19 protein-coding genes are annotated in these 20,892 nt (G+C 64.3%); 8 read left to right on the top strand and 11 right to left on the bottom strand.

The window, feature by feature from the left end; genetic code table 11:
* Nucleotides 1-73 precede the first annotated feature (73 nt).
* Both AC13HB_RS07125 and AC13HB_RS07120 read right to left on the bottom strand, forming a co-directional pair.
* Nucleotides 74-2,170, bottom strand: coding sequence for a TonB-dependent receptor (locus AC13HB_RS07125; RefSeq protein ID WP_482949045.1), 2,097 nt, complete (start codon nucleotides 2,168-2,170; stop codon nucleotides 74-76).
* A 212-nt stretch (nucleotides 2,171-2,382) separates the two neighbouring features.
* Complete coding sequence (locus tag AC13HB_RS07120; RefSeq protein ID WP_482949044.1) at nucleotides 2,383-2,913, bottom strand: CC0125/CC1285 family lipoprotein; 531 nt, start codon at nucleotides 2,911-2,913, stop codon at nucleotides 2,383-2,385.
* Nucleotides 2,914-3,023: 110 nt separating this feature from the next.
* On the opposite strand from AC13HB_RS07120, the gene AC13HB_RS07115 reads away from it, so the two are divergent.
* Nucleotides 3,024-3,440 carry a hypothetical protein gene (locus tag AC13HB_RS07115; protein ID WP_482949043.1) on the top strand — a complete coding sequence of 139 codons (417 nt, stop codon included), beginning with the start codon at nucleotides 3,024-3,026 and terminating at the stop codon, nucleotides 3,438-3,440.
* Here AC13HB_RS07115 and AC13HB_RS07110 read toward each other — a convergent pair.
* The 3 genes from AC13HB_RS07110 to dapF form a co-directional block, all read right to left on the bottom strand.
* Entirely contained in the window at nucleotides 3,433-3,708 is a 276-nt protein-coding gene (locus tag AC13HB_RS07110) for an usg protein (RefSeq protein ID WP_482949042.1), read from the bottom strand. The two genes, AC13HB_RS07115 and AC13HB_RS07110, sit on opposite strands and share 8 nt — an antisense overlap.
* Nucleotides 3,709-3,794: 86 nt before the next feature.
* On the bottom strand, nucleotides 3,795-5,105 hold the full coding sequence (locus AC13HB_RS07105; RefSeq protein ID WP_482949041.1) for a tetratricopeptide repeat protein: 1,311 nt from the start codon (nucleotides 5,103-5,105) through the stop codon (nucleotides 3,795-3,797).
* A 122-nt stretch (nucleotides 5,106-5,227) separates the two neighbouring features.
* Complete coding sequence (gene dapF / locus AC13HB_RS07100) at nucleotides 5,228-6,046, bottom strand: diaminopimelate epimerase (RefSeq protein WP_482949040.1); 819 nt, start codon at nucleotides 6,044-6,046, stop codon at nucleotides 5,228-5,230.
* Nucleotides 6,047-6,131: 85 nt separating this feature from the next.
* On the opposite strand from dapF, the gene AC13HB_RS07095 reads away from it, so the two are divergent.
* Nucleotides 6,132-8,366 (top strand): prolyl oligopeptidase family serine peptidase, encoded by a 2,235-nt coding sequence (locus AC13HB_RS07095; RefSeq protein WP_482949039.1) that lies wholly within the window; start codon nucleotides 6,132-6,134, stop codon nucleotides 8,364-8,366.
* Nucleotides 8,367-8,441: 75 nt separating this feature from the next.
* Here the strand turns inward: AC13HB_RS07095 and AC13HB_RS07090 are convergent, their stop codons facing one another.
* Genes AC13HB_RS07090 through AC13HB_RS07075 form a run of 4 tightly spaced genes read right to left on the bottom strand, consistent with a single transcriptional unit; the run spans nucleotide 8,442 to nucleotide 11,878 of the window.
* Nucleotides 8,442-8,939, bottom strand: a complete 498-nt coding sequence (locus AC13HB_RS07090; protein ID WP_482949038.1) for a nuclear transport factor 2 family protein — start codon at nucleotides 8,937-8,939, stop codon at nucleotides 8,442-8,444.
* Nucleotides 8,940-8,999: 60 nt separating this feature from the next.
* Nucleotides 9,000-9,563 carry a DUF1254 domain-containing protein gene (locus tag AC13HB_RS07085; protein WP_482949037.1) on the bottom strand — a complete coding sequence of 188 codons (564 nt, stop codon included), beginning with the start codon at nucleotides 9,561-9,563 and terminating at the stop codon, nucleotides 9,000-9,002.
* Nucleotides 9,563-10,135, bottom strand: coding sequence for a DUF1214 domain-containing protein (locus tag AC13HB_RS07080; protein ID WP_482949036.1), 573 nt, complete (start codon nucleotides 10,133-10,135; stop codon nucleotides 9,563-9,565). Before AC13HB_RS07080 ends, AC13HB_RS07085 begins: the two co-directional genes overlap by 1 nt.
* A gap of 36 nt (nucleotides 10,136-10,171) precedes the next feature.
* Nucleotides 10,172-11,878, bottom strand: a complete 1,707-nt coding sequence (locus AC13HB_RS07075) for a hypothetical protein (protein ID WP_482949035.1) — start codon at nucleotides 11,876-11,878, stop codon at nucleotides 10,172-10,174.
* A gap of 165 nt (nucleotides 11,879-12,043) precedes the next feature.
* On the opposite strand from AC13HB_RS07075, the gene AC13HB_RS07070 reads away from it, so the two are divergent.
* The 4 genes from AC13HB_RS07070 (at nucleotide 12,044) to AC13HB_RS07055 (ending at nucleotide 15,133) form a co-directional block, all read left to right on the top strand.
* Nucleotides 12,044-12,754 carry a response regulator transcription factor gene (locus AC13HB_RS07070; protein ID WP_482949034.1) on the top strand — a complete coding sequence of 237 codons (711 nt, stop codon included), beginning with the start codon at nucleotides 12,044-12,046 and terminating at the stop codon, nucleotides 12,752-12,754.
* 10 nt (nucleotides 12,755-12,764) lie between these two features.
* The gene (locus tag AC13HB_RS07065; RefSeq protein ID WP_482949033.1) at nucleotides 12,765-14,387 is read left to right on the top strand and encodes a stimulus-sensing domain-containing protein; all 1,623 of its coding nucleotides are present in this window, start codon (nucleotides 12,765-12,767) and stop codon (nucleotides 14,385-14,387) included.
* A 66-nt stretch (nucleotides 14,388-14,453) separates the two neighbouring features.
* Entirely contained in the window at nucleotides 14,454-14,861 is a 408-nt protein-coding gene (locus AC13HB_RS07060) for a PTS sugar transporter subunit IIA (RefSeq protein WP_482949032.1), read from the top strand.
* The gene (locus AC13HB_RS07055) at nucleotides 14,858-15,133 is read left to right on the top strand and encodes an HPr family phosphocarrier protein (RefSeq protein ID WP_482949031.1); all 276 of its coding nucleotides are present in this window, start codon (nucleotides 14,858-14,860) and stop codon (nucleotides 15,131-15,133) included. Before AC13HB_RS07060 ends, AC13HB_RS07055 begins: the two co-directional genes overlap by 4 nt.
* Before the next feature lie 72 nt (nucleotides 15,134-15,205).
* Here the strand turns inward: AC13HB_RS07055 and AC13HB_RS07050 are convergent, their stop codons facing one another.
* The gene (locus AC13HB_RS07050) at nucleotides 15,206-17,002 is read right to left on the bottom strand and encodes a hypothetical protein (protein ID WP_482949030.1); all 1,797 of its coding nucleotides are present in this window, start codon (nucleotides 17,000-17,002) and stop codon (nucleotides 15,206-15,208) included.
* Nucleotides 17,003-17,225: 223 nt separating this feature from the next.
* On the opposite strand from AC13HB_RS07050, the gene AC13HB_RS07045 reads away from it, so the two are divergent.
* Together AC13HB_RS07045 and AC13HB_RS07040 are read left to right on the top strand one after the other, a co-directional pair.
* The gene (locus tag AC13HB_RS07045) at nucleotides 17,226-17,663 is read left to right on the top strand and encodes an energy transducer TonB (RefSeq protein ID WP_482949029.1); all 438 of its coding nucleotides are present in this window, start codon (nucleotides 17,226-17,228) and stop codon (nucleotides 17,661-17,663) included.
* A 283-nt stretch (nucleotides 17,664-17,946) separates the two neighbouring features.
* Nucleotides 17,947-20,418: a sensor histidine kinase gene (locus AC13HB_RS07040; RefSeq protein ID WP_482949028.1), complete on the top strand. Its 2,472-nt coding sequence runs from the start codon at nucleotides 17,947-17,949 to the stop codon at nucleotides 20,416-20,418.
* Nucleotides 20,419-20,513: 95 nt separating this feature from the next.
* Here AC13HB_RS07040 and AC13HB_RS07035 read toward each other — a convergent pair whose 3' ends face one another.
* Nucleotides 20,514-20,834 (bottom strand): 2Fe-2S iron-sulfur cluster-binding protein, encoded by a 321-nt coding sequence (locus AC13HB_RS07035; protein WP_482949027.1) that lies wholly within the window; start codon nucleotides 20,832-20,834, stop codon nucleotides 20,514-20,516.
* Nucleotides 20,835-20,892 lie beyond the last annotated feature (58 nt).

Below are 20,892 nucleotides of genomic sequence, written 5' to 3'. Positions count from 1 at the left end.
GCGGCGAACGGCTCATGAAAAAGCCCCGGTCCAGCTGGACCGGGGCTTTTGCTTGTCTGGTTGCGGCGCAGGCCTAGAAGCTGTGACGCAGGGTCAGTCGGGCATTCAGCGGCTTGCCCGTCGAGATGTTGTCATTGCTGTGCGCGTCCGGGAAATAGTCCTCGTCCAGCACGTTCTCGACATTGAGCTGAAGCAGGGTCTGGTCGCTCAGCTCGTAATAGGCGGCCGCATCGACCCGCGTATAGGACGGGACCAGGACGTTATTGTCCTCGCGCACGAAGAACTCGTCCTGATAGGTCACGCCGAGGGCAAGGCCAAGCCGGTCGGTCGCCTGGTAGCGGTTCCAGACGGAGAACATGTGCTCCGGCGTCTGGCGGGTCGCATTGCCGTCATGGCTGCCGCCATCGACACTGCCGTCGAGATAGCTGTAGCCCGCATTGATCGTCCAGGCGTCGGTCAGCTCGCCGCTGAGCTGGGCCTCGAAGCCCTCGGTCGTGCTGCCCGGCACCGTGGTCACGATGGACGCATCGTCCGGATCGACCGAAGTGAAGAGGCCGCGCTCAAGCTGGAAGATCGCCGTCGTCAGGCTCAGGCCCGGGGTGATATCCCATTTCAGGCCGATCTCGCGGTTCTCGAAGGATTGCGGGCGAATGTCCTCGCTCGTCGTCGACAGGGTCAGGAACTGGTCGCCGGCGCTCGGCAGGAAGGTTTCCGAATAGCTGGCATAGATCGAGACGTGATCGGCCGGCTTCCAGACGAAACCGAGGCGCGGCGAGATTTCCTCGTCGACACGGCCGCGGCGGCCGTCATCGGACGCGGACACCGCCATGTGATCCATCACGCTGACGTCGAAACGGTCGAAGCGTGCGCCGAGGACCAGCTTGAAATTGTCGGCGATATCCACCTGATCCTGAATGTAGAGCGAGGTAAACTCGACCGAGGATTCCCGGTCGCGAGCCGGGGTGGAGAAGGCGAATTCCGGGATCACGAGCGGATTGGAGAAGTCGATCGTGATCCGGTCGTCGCTGCTGGCCGTGAAGAAGTTGTCGAAGCGGCGATTGTGCGTGTCCTGGTCGCCGTATTCGAAGCCTGCCAGCAGGGTGTGGCCGAACATGCCGGTGTCGAACTCGCCGATCAGATTGCCCTGAAGGATCAGGTTCTCACGCTGGGTCGGATCGCGATAGCCGTCGAGCGTGACCGTGTTCGGCGTCACCGAATTGTCGAAGCCGGCCGGGTAGAGGTTCTGGTAGAGCTTGTCGTAATCGGCGTACTGAACCGTCAGATTGCCGCGCAGCATGTCGTTGAAGCGATGATCGACGCGGGCGCGCAGGATGTTCGCCTCGAGCGTCGTCAGGTTCGCTTCCGGCGAGCCGAAGAAAGTGTCGCGCTGGCCTTCGAGCGGCACGTCCGGACCGCCCGCGACGGAGACCGACGGGACGCCGCGATCGACCGTGCGGTCATCGTTGAGATACTCGTAGAACAGTACAAGCGACGTGTTCTCGCCGAGTTCGAAATTCGCCGTCGGATTGATGCCGTAACGCGTGCCGTCGTAGAAATCGCGGTGATTGTCGATCTCCTCGACGAAGGCATTCAGGCGCAGGCCGGCTTCGTCGGAAATCTCGATATTGGTGTCGCCGGCGATCATGTAGGCGCCGAAGGTGTCGATGCTCGCGGTCACTTCGCTGAAGCTCTCGCCGAGAACCGGCTGCTTGGTCACGCGGTTGATGACGCCGCCGCCGCCGCCGCGGCCGAAGAGCAGGGCGTTGGAGCCGCGCAGGATCTCGATCTGCTCGAGATTGTAGAGCGGACGGAAATACTGGACGTCGTCGCGGATGCCGTTGAGGAAGAAGTCCGCCGTGGTCTGATTGCCACGAATGTTGATCGCGTCCCGGTGGCCTTCACCCTGGCTGATCGACAGACCCGGCGTGTAGCGCAGTACGTCGCCGATATTGGCGAAACCCTGCTCCATGATCTGGGTGTCGGTGACGATCGAGATGCTCTGCGGCACGTCGATGATCGGCGTGGGGGTCTTCACCGAGTCCAGCTGGTCGAGCGAAAGATAACGCCCCTCGACCACGATATAGTCCTCGGTTTCCTGGGCGGCGGCCATTCCGCTCACCGCGGTGCAGGCCAGGATGGTGGAGATAAAGAAGCTCGACTTGTTCCGCATGGTACTCGCTCGTTTGGGTGAGAATGACTTTCAAATGCGGATAACGTTTCTTGAGAATGTAAATCAACTACAAACTCCAGCTTGAGCGCAGCAAACGGGCGAATGTGTCGAATTTGTCGCAGGGGAGGCCGCGAATCCGGCGTGCGCGTCGTAAAAAAAAGACCGGGCGGAGATGCGCCTCCGCCCGGTCCTTTCATCGGAATGTGCCTGGATCAGCCGGGCTCGGGCCGGACGATCTGGTCGGCGAGATTGCTCAACACGTCGCGCGCATCGAAGGCGCTGGGGTCGTCTTCCGGCTTGGCGCCGCGGCCGAGCACGATCTCGGCACTCGCTTCATAACGTGTGCTCTCACGATAGTTGACATCGTCCCAGAACGGATCGTGCCATCCGCGCCAGCCCCAGCGGGGGTGGAAATAGGCATAGTCGACGTAAAATCGCGAATAAGGCGAGGGGTGAAGCCGTCTCGCCCGGAGCCTGGACTCCTCGTCCGTCGCGCGTTCGACTACGGTGAAATAGTCATAGCCTTCCTCGACGGTCAGTTCGGCGGACCGGTAGAGAAGATAATTCTCGACGGTCTCGCGATCTGTCAGGGAATTCCCGCCAAAGGACACGCGGAAGCGGTTCTGCTCGATCTGGTTTTCCGAATAGCCGGTGCGGGCACCGTCTGCCGCCTGGTAGGGCGTCGGCGTGGCGCACGCGCCGAGTACGGCCGCGCTCGCCAGGGTAATCAGGACTCGCCTCATCTGTGGCTCCTTGAACTCGTTTTTCCTCGCTTAATGGATTATGACTCCCCCAGCGGTGCTGAAAAGGGTCGAATCGGGAAGATGCGAATTTTTGCCACGCGGGAGTAGGCATGCTGGAGCGGAATCAGGGCTGGGTTCTGATGGCTTTTGCGGTCCTGCTCTGGGCGCCCGGACCTGCCTGGGCGAACGGTCCGCAGAAACGCGAAGAGACCGCGCTCGACCCGGTATTACAGGCTTGTCTCGACAGTCATGGTGCGCGCGGGGCATGCGAATGCGTGGCGCGCGAGGCGCGGTCGCGTTTCTCCAGCAAGCAGCGCGCGATTCTGGCCGCGGCCATGCCGGATATCGACCGCGTCGGGGAGCCTCAAGAGCTGGTCGACGAGCTCGGCCTGTCGCTGGACGAGATTCTCGATCTTCGCCGCCGGGTCTCGCGAGCCGACACGGTAATCCGCAATGCCTGCGGTATCGGTTTCGATGCCCAGGCTGGTGCCGCTCAGCCTCACAACCCCGAGCCGACGCCTAATTGAGACGGGCCTCGATGTCGGCGTGACGCCATTCGGCCGGCGAGACGATGCCGCGATGCGCGATGCGGACAGTGTGTATGACCGCGTCGATCTCGCGCCTCCAGAAATCGAGAAAACGGAGCAGGCGGGGATATTTCGGGGCCATATCCTGGGTCTGCCAGAGGAAGGTCTGCAGCAGAGCCGGATGGTCCGGCATGTAATAAAGCACCTCGGCCGTGGTCAGGCGCTGTCCGCCCAGCTGGGCCACGAAATCCCGGTCAACCTCCCGCATGGTCTCCTCCATCGTCACACGCGATCTCTGCGATCGCCACGGAACAATGTTATGAGAAACGGGTGAATGATTGCTGAGCGGCGCGTTTACGGAACGTCCATTTCCAGGATGACCGTTGCGGGCCGTTCGGTCTCTGGCTCGCTGCCGTCTTCCGGGAAGAGCGGCCAGGCCGCATTCGCGACGAGCCAGGCGCGCCCGTCCGCGAGGTCGATCAGGGTCGGCTCGGTATTTCCCGTCATCGCCGCGTGCCCGCGCAGCAGGACTTCGGTGCCCGCGACGCTGCGCCCGTCCGGGGCGAGATCGATGATCATGACCTGCTGCGGGCTGACGCCGTTGCGCACGGCAACGAGACGGCCGTCTCGCGTGTTCAGGAGGCCGTCGATCCCGATCAGGCTCTCCGAGCCGGCACGCAGGAGCGAGGCGGAACCGTCGCCCAGATCGATGCGCCAGATACCCATCGCGTAATCGGCCACATAGAGTGCACCCCGGCTGAGCGCGACGCCCTGCAGGTTGACGAAACGCGGGTCTTCGCTGAGGACTTCCAGTTCCGCTCCTGGATCGCGCAGGACATAGACGCGCGGGACGCGGCTGTCCGAGGCGTAGACCATGCCGTCGCGCACGACGAGGTCGGCGATCTGGCCGGCGCCTTCGATCATGTAGCTGTCATAGGGATCGCCGGTCATCAGGTCGAAGGCGAACAGGCCGGTCTGAGGTTCCTCGTCCTCGCCGAGCGGCGTTTGCGGCACATGGCCCGACGCCGCCCAGACGAGACGAAGCCGGTCGTCGACCGCCAGGCCGAACACCGATTGCAGCCCGTCCTCGCGGTCGGCGAACACTTCCGGACGGTTTCGCGCGAAGGGCTCGAGCATCAGGATTTCCCGGCCGGTCACCGACGACAGGAAGAGCCGGTCGGTCTCGATGTCGACGGCGACACCCTCGATCAGGGCGTCGGGGCGCGTCACACTGGCTGCGATGCGTGCGCTGCCGACGGGCTCGGCATTGGCGGCCAGGCGTGCCCTGACTTCAGCAAAGCGTGCCGCATCGCTCCGGTTCAGTAGTTCCGCGGCGTTCTCGGGGTCGAAGGCGATGCCGGCCGCGGCCATGCGTTCGAGCGCATGGAAGGCGTCGTCCGGCCGCTCGGCGCGCAGGGCGACGGTCAGCAGGCCGCGAAGAATGGCCGGATGGTCGGGCTTGAGATCGAGCGCGGCCTCAAGCAGGCGCCGGGCGGTCTCGTGATCGCCGGCCTGCATGGCCGTATTGGCCGCTCCGAACATTTCCACGGCAATCGATTGCGGTGTCGGGTCGGCGGGTGTCTCCGTCGCGGCATCCTGGGCGGACGCGGCCGCGGAAACGAGGAGGCCGGCGAGGCCTGAAATCAAAAGCTGACGCATGTTCATCTTGCCCATTCTCATCGCAACGGCGTCACCGTTGCGGCGCTGGCAGGGATAATATGGGAAAACACGAAGGCGAAAAGGTGGTGCATCCGTCAGGCGAATTCCGCCAGGCCTTCAATGCGGTCTCAAAGGTCGATATCGATCTCGCCTTCGTCCTCGACCGGACCGGTGAGGATCACATGGTCGTCGGTTTCGCGCCATTCCACGAAGAGCTCGCCGCCATCGGCCATGATGGAGGCCGCACGGTCGGCAAGGCCGCGCCGGTGTGCCGCGACCAGTGCTGCGCAGGCGCCCGTGCCGCAGGCGGCAGTGATGCCGGCGCCGCGTTCCCAGACGCGCAGCCGGATATGGCTGCGATCATAGACCTGGGCAAAGCCCGCATTCACGCGCTCGGGGAAGAGCGGATCCATCTCCACTTCGCGCCCGAGGGCTGCGACCGGCAGGTCCTCCAGCTCGCGCACGAAGAAGACGGCGTGCGGATTGCCCATACTCACGGCGCCCGGTTGGCCGACGACGATATCGCCGGCTGCGGCGGTGAATTCCATCGCGACCGTATCCATTTCTCGCGCCAGCGGAATGTCCTGCCAGTCCAGGCGCGGCGCGCCCATATCGACGCTGACGGTCATGTCGCCAGCCGCGACCGCATGCAGCAGTCCGCCGCCGGTCCCGATGGTCGCGCTGCCGGCGCCGGTCTTCTGCATGATCGCCCAGGCCGCGGCCCGGGTGCCGTTTCCGCAGGCGCCGACCTCGTCGCCATCGGCATTCCATATCCGCATGAAGGCGTCCGCGCTGTCACTGTCTTCGAGCACAAGCAGCTGATCGAAATGGTGAATATGGGCCCATTCGCGCACGGTTGCGATATCCAGGCTGACGGGAGCACCCCGGCGGCGCAGATCGGCAAGGATGAAGCGGTTGCCCGCACCATTCATCAGTCTAGCTTCCATGACGCCGGGATACCGCCCGTGCGGCTTTACGTCCAGCGCCGGTACGGGCTTAACTGCGCGCCAGTGGTTTTAAGGGGAGTGCGTGATGACGTTTCAACGCAATCTGTTGATTCTGGGTGTGAGTGCGGCGGCTCTGGCGGCCTGCGGTCAGCCCGCGAGTAATGAAGGTGATGACGTGGCGGATACAGTGGCCGGGCCCGAGAGCGAGCGCCAGATCGTCCAGATCGATCCGGACAACGATCCGCGCGTCTGGCTGGAAGAGGTCGAGGGCGAGGAGGCCCTGGCCTGGGTCGAGGGGCAGAACGAGCGCACTTTCGAGCGCCTGCAGGGCGATGCGCGCTATCAGGAGCTCTATGATCAGGCGCTGGCCATCTATGAGAGCGACGACCGTATTCCCTATGGCAGCTATTATGGCGGCTATGTCTGGAATTTCTGGCGCGATTCCGAGAACACACACGGCCTCTGGCGCCGCACGACGCTGGAAAGCTATCTGACGGACGCGCCGGAATGGGATGTCGTTCTCGATGTCGACGCGCTCGCCGAGGAAGAGGGCGTGAACTGGGTCTGGCAGGGTTCCAACTGTCTGGCGCCCGATTATGACCGGTGCATCCTGACCCTGTCCGACGGCGGTTCCGACGCCGCCGTGCGCCGTGAATTCTCGGTTTCCGACCGTGCCTTCGTGGATGGCGGCTTCGAGACGCCGGAGGCCAAGGGCGGCATCAGCTGGGTGGACGAGGACACGGTCCTCGTGGGGCTCGCCACAAGCGAAGCCGACACCACCGATTCCGGATATCCGGCCGTGTCCTATCGCTGGGAGCGGGGTACCGATCTGGCCGATGCGACCGAGGTCATCCGCGGCGACCGCGAGGATGTCGGCCTGTTCGCCTTCCGCGCCGAGGACAGCGACGGCACCGTCTACATGATCGCTTCCGAAGCCGACACATTCTACGACACGACCTGGTGGTATCTGCCGAATGAAGGCGCGCCGGTCGCACTCCCGCTGCCGAGCAAGTCCTCCATCCAGGATCTCTATCGGGGCGAGCTGGTCTTCACGGTCGAGGAAGACTGGACGCCGGTCGAGGGCGGTGAAACCTACCCGCAAGGCGCCCTGCTTTCCTTCACCATGGCCGATTTCGTGGCCAGCGGCGAATTGCCGGACGTGAAGACCGTCTATGTGCCGCGCGAGCGCCAGTCGCTCGGCAATATCGGTGCGACCCGGTCCGCGCTGCTCGTCGCGATCGACGAGAATGTCGTCGGCGGCCTGGAAGCCTTCCAGTACGAGAACGGCAGCTGGACCTCCGAGACCGTTCCGGTCCCGGACAACATGACCATCGCGCTGGGGTCCACGAACGCCCGCGAGGACATTGCCTTCATGAATGCCGAAGGCTTCCTGACGCCGGACACGCTCTACACGGTCAATGCCGCGACCCTCGAGGTCGAGCCGGTGAAATCCATTCCGGAGCAATTCGATGCCGAAGGTCTGGTCGTCGAGCAGCTCGAGGTCGCGTCGACCGACGGGACGATGATCCCCTATTTCGTGGTCCGTCACGAAGACACGGTCATGGACGGCACCACGCCGACCCTGCTTTACGCCTATGGCGGTTTCCAGGTCTCCATCCGTCCGAGCTATTCCGGTTCGCGCGGCCAGCTCTGGCTGGAAAACGGCGGGGCCTATGTTGTCGCGAACATCCGCGGCGGCGGCGAGTTCGGTCCGGCCTGGCACCAGGCGGGCCTGAAAATGAACCGCCAGCGTATCTATGACGACCTCATCTCGGTTGCCGAGGACCTCGCCGATCGCGGTCTGACCAGCCCGCGCCACCTGGCCGTCTATGGCGGCTCCAATGGCGGGCTGCTGACGGGCGTCATGTATACCCAGCGTCCGGACCTCTGGAATGCGGTCGTTTCGGCCGTGCCGCTGCTGGACATGCTGCGCTACAACCAGCTGCTGGCCGGTGCGTCCTGGATGGGCGAGTACGGCGATCCGGCCGATCCGGACGAAGGCGCTTTCCTGCGCTCGATCTCGCCCTATCACAATGTCGATGCGAACGGCGAGTATCCGGAAATCTACCTCTACACCTCGACGCGCGACGACCGCGTCCATCCGGGCCATGCCCGCAAGATGGCGCACCTGCTCGAGGAAGTCGGCCACGACTATCTCTATTACGAGAACACGGCCGGTGGTCACTCGGCCGCAGCGAACCTCCGCGAGACCGCGCGCCGCGACGCGCTCCTCTACACCTTCCTGATGCAGAAGCTGATGGATAGCGATGAGGGCGAAACGGACGCCGAAGCGGACATGGAAGAGGCCGGCGAAGAATAAGCCGGCCACCCGCCGAAACGAGAAACCCCCGGAGCCTGGCTCCGGGGGTTTTTTCTTTGCCGGGATGGGCCCCGTCTAGTCGAAAGCGCGCTCGACCGGCCAGTCCGCGTCGGCGCTGCGCCAGAGAATGGAGGCGATCTTCCACTCGCCGTCTATCTTAAAGAGGGTGATGAAATTGACCCCCGTGACGAATATCTCGCCGGTCGCGCTATTCATGCCTTCATAGGCCGAGCGCGCATAGGCGATCTCGCCGTACTGGGTGATGTCGGTGCGGGTCGGACGCTCGACGAAGCCGTTCTCCACCAGCCAGGGGCCGGACCGCTCGATATAATCGTCCAGGGTGATGACGCGTCCGCGTCCATTGCCTTCCGGACCAGGACCGACCGCGCCCATGGCGGCGCCGTCCATGAAGAGGGCGCGCATGGCGTCGAAATCTCGCGCTTCTCCGACCGGGCCGGAAATGACGTCGTAAACGGCATTGATGGTCGCGTCGATATCGGCCGTGTCATCGGCGAGTACCGGTGCCGCGACGACTGCGCTGGCCGCAAGGGCCGCAATCAGGGTGTGCTTCATGGTTATCCCCCAGATGTGTCTTCAGGGAAGAGCCTCGCCGTGAAGGCGCCGTCTGGCAAGTTACTGATCGGACAGGGGGGCGCAGCTGAAGCCCTGCCGTTCGGCATGGGCGGCCTCAAGATTCGTCTCGGCATCGATCACACGGCGGTAGAGGACGAGCCCGGTTGCCGTTGGTGCAAGCTCTAGCCTGTCGCTCTCGACATCGTACGCGACTGGCGTGATGGGAGTGGCGGCGTCTGCGTAGGAATGCTGCAGCAGAATCCGGCTGCTATCGGCGCCCTCTGCATCGCGATCGCTCATCACCGCGAAATTATTGGTCCGGCTGTCATAGAAGCTGACCGAGGCGTAATGGCCGTCCGCCGGCCAGGGCGCTTCGATGAGGAGCGGCTCTTTGCTGACGTCATAGACGCATATCGAATAGAGAATGTCCGGGCTGGCGCGAACGACGGTCTGGTTGTCTTCGCGCAGGCGCGGCGCATGGCGGACGCTTCCGGGCGAACCGCCGCTTCCGGCAATCCGGTCCATCGTCTTGCCCATGATGACAGCGGGAATGCGGTCCAGCGTAACCCAGGCGCCGGCGGCGAAACTGGTGAGAAATGCAAAGAGGGGAATGAGCCGGCGCATCAGGCATCCTCCCCGCAACCGACACGGTCGATGACCGGGAAGTCGATCGAGCCCGGGTCGTCCAGCACGATCGCGTCGGGGTGATAGAGGCGCAGCGTGATGGAGAAATTCCCGGCATTGGTTGTGGCCAGCCAGGCATCGTCCGGGCGCGGTCGCGGCCCGGCGGTCAGCTGCCAGTTGCCCGCGCCCAGATCGGTCATCGTGGCTGCATGCGCATCGGTGCCGTTGCGGGCCAGGAAGTCATCGTCCGCATAGAGGGTCAGGCTCCACCAGCGTGCGGGCAGCGGCCCGCCGCTGATCCGGTAATCGCAGGCCTCGTCCAGCCGGTCTCCGGAACTGTCTTCCCAGGCCGTGAAATAGACCGTCTCCGACCGGTTCAGCGCCAGCAGGCCGCGCCGGGCGACCACGGCGCGCAGGACCGGGCCGGCGTCGGCGTCGCCGATCAGTTCATTGCTTCGCCAGGGGCCGTTCTCGACGCCGCCGATCTCCACCGGACCGAAGACGAGAAAGACGGCACCGGCGGCACCGGCGACGAGGCCGAGAATGCTGGCTATGGCTGTACGAAGGACCATGCGGCGACCCTAGCCGCGGCGGCAAGGCTTGCAAAGTCAGGCTGTTTTCAGCTTGGCCTGATTGGTCGCGACCTGCTGGAGCATGGACTGGATGAGCTGGAGTTTCTCGCGGCCCTCCGGGACCTGGGCCTCGCTCAGACCCATACCGGATTTCAGCTGACGCAGCGCCCGGGCCTGGGCGTCGGCAGAGCAATGGCCCAGCGGCAGGGCGCCGCCCGTGACCAGCTTCAGCAGGCCCGTAGCCTTGTCCAGGGCCGGCCGGTCGCCGGCTTCGACGAGATTGAGGATCTTGCTCTCGTCGATGATTTTCATGCCGAGCTTGTCGAAACAGCTGGCCAGCTCGGCCTTGTCGTCCTTGGGATAGGTGCCCTTGAGTACGCGGCTCTGCAGCGCCGTGACCCCGGCGAGCCGTTCGAGCGGCTGGCCTACGCCTCGCACGAAGGCGCTTTCGACCTGCTGCGATGTGAGCATGGTGCGGATATAGCCGGCGAGCTTCTGCTTGTTGGTTTCACCGACGATATTTTCCTCGAGCGCCACCAGGCGTGAGAGTTCCTCGTCGGGTGACTTCGCGTCGCGCAGGAAGTCTTCGATCGTGTCCGGCCGCAGGAGGCGGGCCGAGCGGCTGGCGAAGGCCTTGGACAGCTTGTCGGCCGGCAAGGTCGAGTCCGCGCACATGATCAGCTTGCGCGCCAGATCTCGCGAAAGGCGGACCTCGGCCTTCACGCTGTTCGGGCGGAAGCGCTGGGGCCGTTCCAGCTCCTTGAGAATTTCGTCGGCGATGATGGCGCGACAGGCCTGAAATTCCTTGCTGCCGATCTTTTCGGCGAGGCGTTTCGCAGCTCGGGGCGCATAGACGATAGCGTCGGCGCCATAATCGCCATCGACCAGGCAAGCGAGTTTCTCCATCGTCTCGCCGAGATCCTTGCACTTGCCGAGCAGAGCCTCGCGGCCGGCATCGAAGCTGATCACCTCGGCCAGATAACTGTCGACCTCGCCGATGGCGAAGCTGCGCGCTTCGTCGCTTTCCGGCAGCTGGTCGGCCATGTCGAGCAGGGCTTCCAGCTTGCTTCCGTAATTCTTTTCGTGGCGCAGGCGATCGGCCATGGCAGCGCGCAGAGAATAGGCCCGGCGATCGGCCCGGTAGACCTTGTCGGCGATCTCGCTGAACGCTGCCTTTTTCGGAAACTCCGGCAGTTTATTGTCGCGTCCGTCCTTGTAGATGCGGTTGAGCGATTTCTGGACCAGCTCGTTGAGCTGTTTGACGAAGCCGTGAACGCTGGCATCGCTGTCGCTCGCACTTGCGACGGCAACCTTCTGGATGGCGTGCTGGAGCGTCGTCTCGGAAGATTCGAGATTCTCGACCAGATCGGGCCGGTGCAGCAATTCCATCGGCAGGGCCTGGACGCGTTCCAGCCAGCCGGACAGGACGCGGCGGATCGTCGAGCGCGCATGCGGTTTGGACAGGTCGTCAGGCGTGAGGCAGGGCAGGGTCGCTTCGCCGGTCTTCTCGGCCGGATCCTTGAAGGCTTCCGTTCCGCTTTCGAAGATCGTTATGGAGCGGAAGGTGCGCGCCTCGTCGTCGAAGCGTTCCTTGGTCACGCGGATGGAGGCATCCTTGTGCTTTGCCACGAGGTCGTGGGCGAGCTTCAACGCATCGTCGCGATCGTCCCGGGCCTCGTAGAGCGCCCATCCCGTCTTGCGGTTCTTCTTGAAGAAGACCTCGTAATGGATTGCGCCTGCCATCGGCCACTCCCCGGATAAGCGTACAATTTGAATCAACAGCCTTAAAACGAAGTGAACCTGCCGCATTTTTGCACAGCGCGCTTGGCGCTCCGGGGCAGGCGTGTCTATTGTCTGCCACAATTCAAGGCTACGGCGCCCTTGTATGGAGTTTATTGCGGAGACGGCATGGCCACGATTGCGCTCGTCGATGATGACGAAAACATCATCACTTCGGTTTCCATTTTCCTCGAGGGCGAGGGCTATAATGTCCGGACCTATAATGACGGGGCGTCCGCACTGCGAGCCCTGACCGAGGATCCGCCGGATCTTGGAATTTTCGACATCAAGATGCCGCGTATGGACGGTCTGGAACTGCTCCGACGTCTGCGCCAGTCCTCCAACATCCCGGTTATCTTCCTGACCTCGAAGGACGACGAGTTCGACGAGGCGCTGGGGCTCAATCTCGGCGCGGACGACTATATCTCCAAACCCTTCTCCCAGCGTCTTCTGGGCGAACGCGTGAAGGCCGTTCTGCGCCGGGCGCGCGGAGCGTCGGAACCGGTCGGAGCCGGTCCGCTCGAGCCAGGCGACAGCAAACCGCTGGAACGCGGCAGCCTGGTCCTCGACCCCAATCGCCACGCCTGCTCCTGGAATGGCGAACCAGTGCGCCTGACGGTGACGGAGTTTCTCATCCTGCAGGCGCTCGCGACGCGCCCGGGCTATGTGAAAAGCCGCGACAATCTGATGGACGCGGCCTATGACGACCAGGTCTATGTCGACGACCGGACCATCGACAGTCACATCAAGCGCATCCGCAAGAAATTCCGCGAAGTCGACAAGACCTTCGACGCCATCGAGACCCTCTACGGGGTGGGTTACCGCTATAAAGAAGACTGATCCGGAAACCGTGAGCGGCGGGCTGCGCCGGGCCGGGGTGTGGATCCGAAATCTCACGCCGCGGCCCTCTTCGCGTCTGGCCCAGCTCATCCTGATCGCCAATTTCGTCGCACTCGGCGTGCTCATCGTGGGCATGCTGGCGCTGACGGAAACGCGTCGCGGCCTGGTCACCGCCAAGCTGGATTCCCTGCGCTCCCAGGGCGAGCTGATCGCCAATGTGCTGGCCGAGGGCGCTTCGGACGGGGCTCCGGCGCCGGCGCTGCGCAATGACGATGCGCGCGCCATCCTGCGCCAGCTCTACGTGCCGGAGGAATCCCGGGTTCTGGTCTTCGACAAGAGCGGCACGATGGTCGCGGACAGTCATCTTCTCGCCGATGTGTTCGAGACCACGGTCCTGCCTCCGCCGGGCCAGCCCGGACCGGATTTTGCCGACACTGCGCGCAGCTTGCCCACGCAGGTCCTCGATTTCCTCGGCAACCTGCTCCGCTCGTCGGAAGAGCGGGCGGCGCTCGATCGCAATCTCGAGGACGAGGTGCTCGACGTGATTTCCGGCGATGTTGTCGCCGGAGTCCGGCGCGAGGCGGACGGGCGAAGGGTCGTGTCCGTGTCCATTCCTATCCAGCCCGTCCGTGCGGTGATCGGCGTGGTGACGATCGAGAGCTACGATCTCGACACGCTGATCGCGGCCGAACGCCGCGCGCTCCTGCCCTTCATGGTGATCGCGGCACTGGTATCGGGCATGTCCTCGCTGGCGCTGACGGTCTTCATTGCCCGGCCGATCCGCCGTCTTGCGCGGGCGGCGCATGAAGCGCGCCGGGCCGGCGGCCGCCGGGTGAAAATGCCCGATCTCGGCTCGCGCAATGACGAGATCGGCGATCTCGGCGTGGCGCTCTCGGAAATGACCGATGCGCTCTACGACCGCCTCGACGCGATCGAGAGCTTCGCGGCCGATGTGGCGCACGAGCTGAAAAACCCGCTGACCTCGATCCGCTCTGCGGTAGAGGTCCTTCCCATGGCGAAGGATGCGGAGCGCCGCGACCGGCTGTTGGCGGTCATCGTCGCGGATGTGAAGCGACTGGACCGTCTCATCACTGATATCTCGCGCGCCTCTCGCGTGGATGCCGAACTGACGCGCGAGGATGTGGAACGGTTCGACCTGGCGGCCATGCTCGCCGAGCTGGCCGAAACCTATAACGAGAATCCGCGGAACGGTGTGCGGGTGGTCATCGATCGCACGGTGCGCAACGGGTTCGTTCGCGGACGCGATGGTCCGCTGGGGCAGGTGTTCCGGAATCTGATCGACAATGCCATCACCTTCTCGCCCGAGGGCGGCACCATTCTCATCCGTCTGGTTCGCGGACACCGCAATGGCGGGGCGAGCCTCGTGGTCCATGTCGACGATAACGGTCCGGGCATTCCGGAGGACAATCTGGAAACCGTCTTCCAGCGTTTCTATACGGAGCGCCCCAAAGGTGCCGAATTCGGTACCCATTCCGGTCTAGGCCTCGCCATAGCGCGGCAGATCATCAAGGCGCATGGCGGGCAGATTATTGCTGCCAACCGGCTGGATGAGGACGGAAAAATTGCCGGCGCGCGCTTCAGCGTGGAACTGCCTGCCGCGCTACAGGACTGATAAATCGTCAGCTGCGTTGCAAAAAGACGCTTCCCCGCCGGTCAAAGGCACGGTTAGATAATCGTCATGATTGGAGTCGTCGTCGTCAGTCACGGTCGTTTGGCCGATGAATTCGTCGCCGCCACGGAACACGTGGTCGGCCCGATGGACGCGTTCCTGGCCGTGTGCATCGGCCCGGACGACGATATGGAAAAGCGGCGCTCCGATATCAAACAGGCCATTGCCGATGCCGATCGTGGCGAGGGTGTGCTGGTGCTGACCGACATGTTCGGCGGCACCCCGTCCAATCTTGCCATTTCCCTGCTCGAACCGGGCAAGGTCGAGGTGATCGCCGGCGTAAATCTTCCGATGCTGATCAAGCTCGCAGAGGCGCGCTCGCGTGCCGACCTGGACAGTCTGGCCCGCATGGGTGAGGACGCCGGCAAGCGCTATATCGCGATCGCCTCGGACGTGCTTGAAGGGGCAGGCAAGTGACGGTCACAGCGCGGCGGGTGAAGATCTGCAATACGCGGGGGCTGCATGCGCGCGCCGCTGCGAAATTCGTCGAGATGGCCCAGGGCTTCGATGCCACCATCCATGTCTCCCGTGACGGCGAGACGGTAAATGCGGATTCCATCATGGAATTGCTGATGCTCGCGGCCGCGAAGGGCTCCGAGATCGATATCGAAACCACCGGTCCCGACGCGGAACGGGCGGCCGACTGCCTGGTCGGGCTCGTCGAGGCCGGCTTTCACGAAACCGACTAGCCGTTTCTCTGCCTCGCACCACGCATGAAAAAGCCCGCATCGCTGCGGGCTTTTTGCTGTCCGTCGGTTGGCCTATTCGGCCGGGTCGGGCTCAAGCTCGATCTCCGGCGCGCCGGGGGCCAGATCGCTGTCCGATGCTTTCGGAACCATCGGGTCCTGCGTGTCGTCCATCAGCGGATCGTCGAGCCAGGACACGGCGCTGCCGTCCACCTCTGCAGTTTCGGCCGCTTCGCTCGCCGATGCGGAAGGCTCTTCGTCGCCGATTGCCGGCATGGGCGGCGGCGAAGCGACAGGCATGGTGCGATCGTCCTCGAGCGCAGACGCCATATTGGCTTCGACGAGGGCTGCGCCCCGATCGGTCTCGGTTTCGGGGCTTTCGCTCTCCGCGCCTTCCGTCTCGGTCAGTGCGGCTGCAGCCGCGACATCGTCCAGGCTGGGCAGGTCGTCATCGCTCTGTGCAGTCACGCTCGCAGTTTCGGTGTCGTCCATCGAAACGTCCTCCGGGGCCACTTCGGCCTCCGGTGTACTCTCCGGCGTCACGGCGGCTGCGGCCTCGACAACCGTGTCGTCTGCGGCCGGGTCGTCGTCTTCCGGCGTGTTTTCGGCGGCCGGTTGCTCGGGGTCGACCGTCGTCTCCTGCGGCGCCGTTTCCCCGTCATCATCAGACATGACGAGGGCGGCAGCCTCGACAGGCTCATCCGTTTCTTCGGACGTTTCGGCTTCGTCCTGTTCGGCGTTCGTTTCTTCGGCCGGTTCCGGCGCCGTTTCTTCCGTTTCGGTTTCGCTCGCGACCGGCGGGAGTTCGACGTCGGCGTCGTCACGCGCGGTCACCTCGCCGTTGGTGGCGGTTTCGGACGGATCGGCGGGATCGCCGGCGCCTGCATCGGCCGCGATAGCAGCCGCATCGTCATCGCTGGTGCCGGCGGCTTCGCCACCTTCCGCGACGGCAGCGGCCGTCGCGATCGCGGCAGCTGCGGCCGGAGCGGCAGCAGGCGTGGCATCGCCGGAGGATTTCTCGGAGGCGCGCACGCCTTCCTGCGGCGGGTTCCGCAGGACATGTTCGGACAGGCGGGCGACGCGGGCATTGAAGCGACCGGCGTCGCGCGTCCGGTTCACCATTCCACCCAGAGCGAACAGCGCCAGGCTGCCGCCGCAGATATAGAGCGTGGCCTCGGCGCCGCCCAGAATGCTGCCTGCGGCAAGCGCCAGAGCGGCGAGCGCGGGAATATAGACAAGCCGCCAGGAGCGCGCGGAGAAGGCCAGCAGGGCCAGCAGGGCGCCGCCCCCGAAGAGCAGGATTTCGGTCAGCTGGTCCATCGGCACGAAGCCGAGCGCGGCAAGGCCGTCGCTCAGGCCCGTCGAGAGAACCGGTTCCACCCGCCAGCCGGGCAGGGCCGGGGCGAGCGCGGCGATTTCGCCGAACACGTCATAGGCCGGAATACGGGCCATCGGATTGCCGATGATCTCTGCGAGGAAGGCATGCAGGGTCGGCCAGACCGATGCGATGCCGACAGCGGCGAGCAGCAGGAAGGAGAGCAGCCAGTTGAAACCGCGGGTCACGCCGGACCGCGCCAGCAGGCTGGTCGCTTCCGGCGCGGCACGCATCCATGTCTCGCGGGAGTGATTGACGATCGCGACGGGGCGCGAGCGACGGTTCGGGCCGGACTGCATTCGCAGCACGGTCGCATTGTCGCCTGGCGCGATGGCGCTGCTTTCTTCCATCAGCCGGACCGAATGGTCCATGCCGTCCGTATCCGTAACGTGACTGGACCCGTCCTCGGACGCGGTCACTTCTCCCGAAACAGTGAAAAAGTCGATGCGGCGAGCACCATAGGTTTGCCCGGCATGCGCGGTCGGCAACAAAGACATGAATCTACGCACCTCTAACAGCAGGATCCCCGGTCGTCTGTGTCCCAAATCGACCCGTCCCTCTCCCAATGGTCTGGGACCCTACAAGTTCGATGCCGGAAATTGAACGCTATTAATACATTCTTTACATTATGTTCATTTTCCGTTCCTCCTGCGTGTCCCGCCGCGGGCCGTGCTGATACGGGTCTTCCGCATTCTGCGGGGAGCGGATAACGTCCGCGCCATGATACGAGTTCTGCCCCTGTTTCTGCTCTTCCTGACCGCGTGCAGTGCCGCCGTTCCGGCGACCTTCCGGCCCGAGCGCGGCCCGTTCATCCCGCGCGACGAATTTCCGGTTCCTCCCAATGTGGAACGCCTGATCGGTCCGGAGGACTGCCGCGGCTCGACGCTGGCGGCGGTCGAGGCCGAGATGCCGGACTATCCGGCGCGGGCCTGGGCGCGCGGCCGGCAGGGCTGGGTCGTGGTTCGTTTCCATGTTTATGCCGACGGCAGCGTGCATCGTCCTCGCATCGCCCGGGCCGTGCCGGACGGACCCTTTAACCGGGAAGTTCGCCGCACCGTCTCCGACTGGCGCTTCCGACCGCTCGACAACGGTGTTCAGAGCCTCGAGAACTGTGTCGTGATGTTCGAATTCCGGGCCGGCGAGGTCCGTATTCGTTAACGCACCGGGGTGGATAACGGCTTTCCACAACTGATCGCGGCTGTTGGGCGTGACCGATGCGAGCGACCTGTTTTCCGCTGCTCTGACAGGAAATCTGCGGCTTTCGAGCCGGAAGCTCAGGTAAGAATCTCCACGATTTTCTGCCGGCCTCAGGCATCAGCGGCTATAACATATTAAGGAATTGACGGTGCGCGCGCTCGCCCGCGAGTCCCCGCATCGGTATCATGGTGATTCGTGAGGGCCGATTAGAAGGCGGGGCAGGTCCGCACCCGGGGCGAATTTCATGACTGGACAGACATTCCAGATCGTCACTCTGCTCGTCACCTTTGGCGCCGTGGCGTTTGCTTTTGCCGTGGGATTGTGGGCCTACCGGCTGACGGCCGGTGCGCGCGCCGTTCAGACGGTCTGGCGCCGCAAGGTCAGCGAACTGGAAGACAAGCTTTCGCGCGCCGACAGCGTGTTCGGCGCCCATCCCGGTCTTGTGCTGGTCTGGGACCAGCCCCCGTTCGACGAGTCCGAGACCGGTTGGGGACAGCCGCGCATTTTCGGGTCTTCCGTGGCGCTGGCCTCCTTGCTGAAATTCGCTGAAGCGACGGATGGTCCCAACCCGGCGGGCATCCTGATGGAAGGCCTCGCCGATTACGAAGCCCGCGCCGCCAGCGGCGAGGAGACGACGTTGCGTCGCCGTTTTCAGGAGCTGATGCAGCAGGGCCGGCCCTTCTCGCTCACCATTCTCGGTCCGAGCGGCCGTTTCCTGGAAGCCGATGGCCGGGCTGCCGGCACGCAGCTGGTTGTCTGGCTTTCCGATGCGACGACGCGCGGGCTCGAGGAATCCGGCGCGCGCGGCCGTATCGAGGAAGCGCGCCGCCTGGTATCCCAGGATCCGCTGGCCTTCCTCGACATGCTCGGTCGGGCACCTTTCCCGACCTGGCGCATGAATGCGTCCGGCCGGGTCGAATGGGCCAATGACGCCTATGTGCGGGCGGTGGAATGCGACAGCCTCGATCGCATGCTGCAGAAACAATACATGCTCGATACCGGCATGGCCGAACAGGCGCGCCGCGTGGCGGCCGATGGCGAAGCGGTCGCGGAAACGCGGACCGTGAATATCGAAGGCCGGCGCCGAGCCATGCAATTCCTCGTCTTCCCCGTCTCCGGCGGCGCGGCCGGCTTCGCCATAGACGCGACCGAGGGGCAGGAAGCCAAGGACGCACTCGAGCGTTTTCGCCGCGCCCATGACGATACGCTCAATCACATGGCCGAGGCCGTGGTCGTCTTCGACCGTTCCAAGCGGCTCGATTTCTACAACAAGGCCTTCACCAATCTCTTCAAGCTCGACGATGCCTGGCTCAATGAGCGGCCGGCGCATGCCCAATTCCTCGACCGCATGCGCGAGAAGCGTCTCCTGCCCGAGCAGGCGGATTTCGCCGGCTGGAAGAGTGAGGAGCTGGCACGCTACGATCAGCCGCCTGGCGACGAGACACCGGACGAGCTGTGGCCCTTGCCCGACGGTCGCACATTGCGCGTCGCCCGCCAGCGTCACCCGCTCGGCGGTCTCATGCTCATCTTCGAGGACAAGACCGACGAACTGGCGCTGACCGCGCGCTACAACACGCTGATCAAGGTGCAGCGTGCGACCCTCGACAAGCTGCACGAGGCGGTCGCCGTGTTCGGCGCCAATGGCCGCCTCCAGCTGCACAATAATGCTTTCGAGGACCTCTGGGGCTTCGAGCCGGAAGACCTCGACCGCTCGCCCGATTTCGACAGTGTCGCCGAGACCTGTGCCGCCCTGTTCGCCGACGACCGCGTCTGGACCGACATCAAGGGCCGCGTCACCGATCCAAGCCCGCAGGCGCGCAAGCAGGTGACCGGAGAGATGCGCCGGGCCGACGACCGCGTGCTGACCTATCTGACGCGCCCGCTGCCGGACGGGGCGACGCTGATCTGCTGGGACGATGTCACCGACAGCCGCCGCATCGAGGAAGCCCTGCGCGAACGCGCCGAGGCTCTGCAGGCGTCCGAGCGCATCAAGACCGAGTTCGTCGAGCATGTGAGCTATCAGCTGCGCACACCGCTCACCACGATCAACGGCTATGCCGACATGCTCGCGCAAGGCTTCGCCGGCGATCTGAGCGATCGTCAGAAGGAGCCTATGGCGGCGATCCAGACCGCGGCCGAGCATCTGGCGAAACTGGTGGACGACATTCTCGACGTGGCCGCGATCGATGCCGGTCAGCTGGAACTCGATCTCGGCGATGTCGATCTTGGCGATGTCGCGCGTGAGGCCGCCGATCTCGTTTCCGGACGGGCCGATCATCACAAGATCAAGGTGGAAGTCCGCGTAGATGACAATGTCGGCCTGCTGCGCGCCGACCGGAACCGCCTCAAACAGGTCTCCATGAACCTGCTCTCCAATGCGATCCGTCACGTTACCGAAGAGGGGCGCATCACCATCGGGGCAAGCCGTGAGGGCGAGGAACTCACGCTCTGGGTCAGCGATGACGGCGAGGGTATTTCACCGGAAAAGCAGGCGACGGTGTTCGACCGTTTCGCACGGGGCGAACGCGGCGGTGCCGGTCTGGGCCTGGCGCTTGTGAAAGAAATCGCCCAGCTGCACGGCGGTTGGGTGGAGCTTCAGTCCGAGCCGGGCAAGGGCACGATTGTGGCCTGTCATCTGCCCTCCGAGCCGCGCAGCGAGGCCGTGCCGCCGGAGCTCGAACTGACCCAGCCGGAAGCCGCAGCCGAACAGGCCTGACCATCGGCGCATGAGGGAATGAACAACGCCCCGTGGCCTGGCCGCGGGGCGTTTCGTGTTTGGATGCCGAACGGGCAGGGCCGTGACGGTCCGTGTCAGCCCTGCGTTTCGGGCATGCGCACGATCAGGCCGTCGAGATCCTCCGTAACCTTGATCTGGCACGACAGGCGCGAGGTCTCCTGAACCTCGTCGGCAAAGTCGAGCATCGACTCTTCCATGGCCTCGCGCGTGCCGGTCTTGTCGAACCAGGCGGGGTCGACATAGACATGGCAGGTCGCACAGGCGCAGGCGCCGCCGCAATCGGCGTCGATCCCGGGCACCATGTTGCGAACCGCGCCTTCCATGACGGTGAGGCCGGCGTCGACGTCGAGAACGTGTTCGTTTCCGTTGTGTTCGATATAAGTGATCTTCGGCATGCGTTACTCCATGGACCACCCGGAAATGAACAGCGTTCACGTCGGAGTCAAGATTCAG

The organism is Maricaulis sp. B-26, assembly GCF_056857855.1.
The sequence above is the reverse complement of the archived record's forward strand: the minus strand, read 5'-3'. Positions and strand labels throughout refer to the sequence as shown.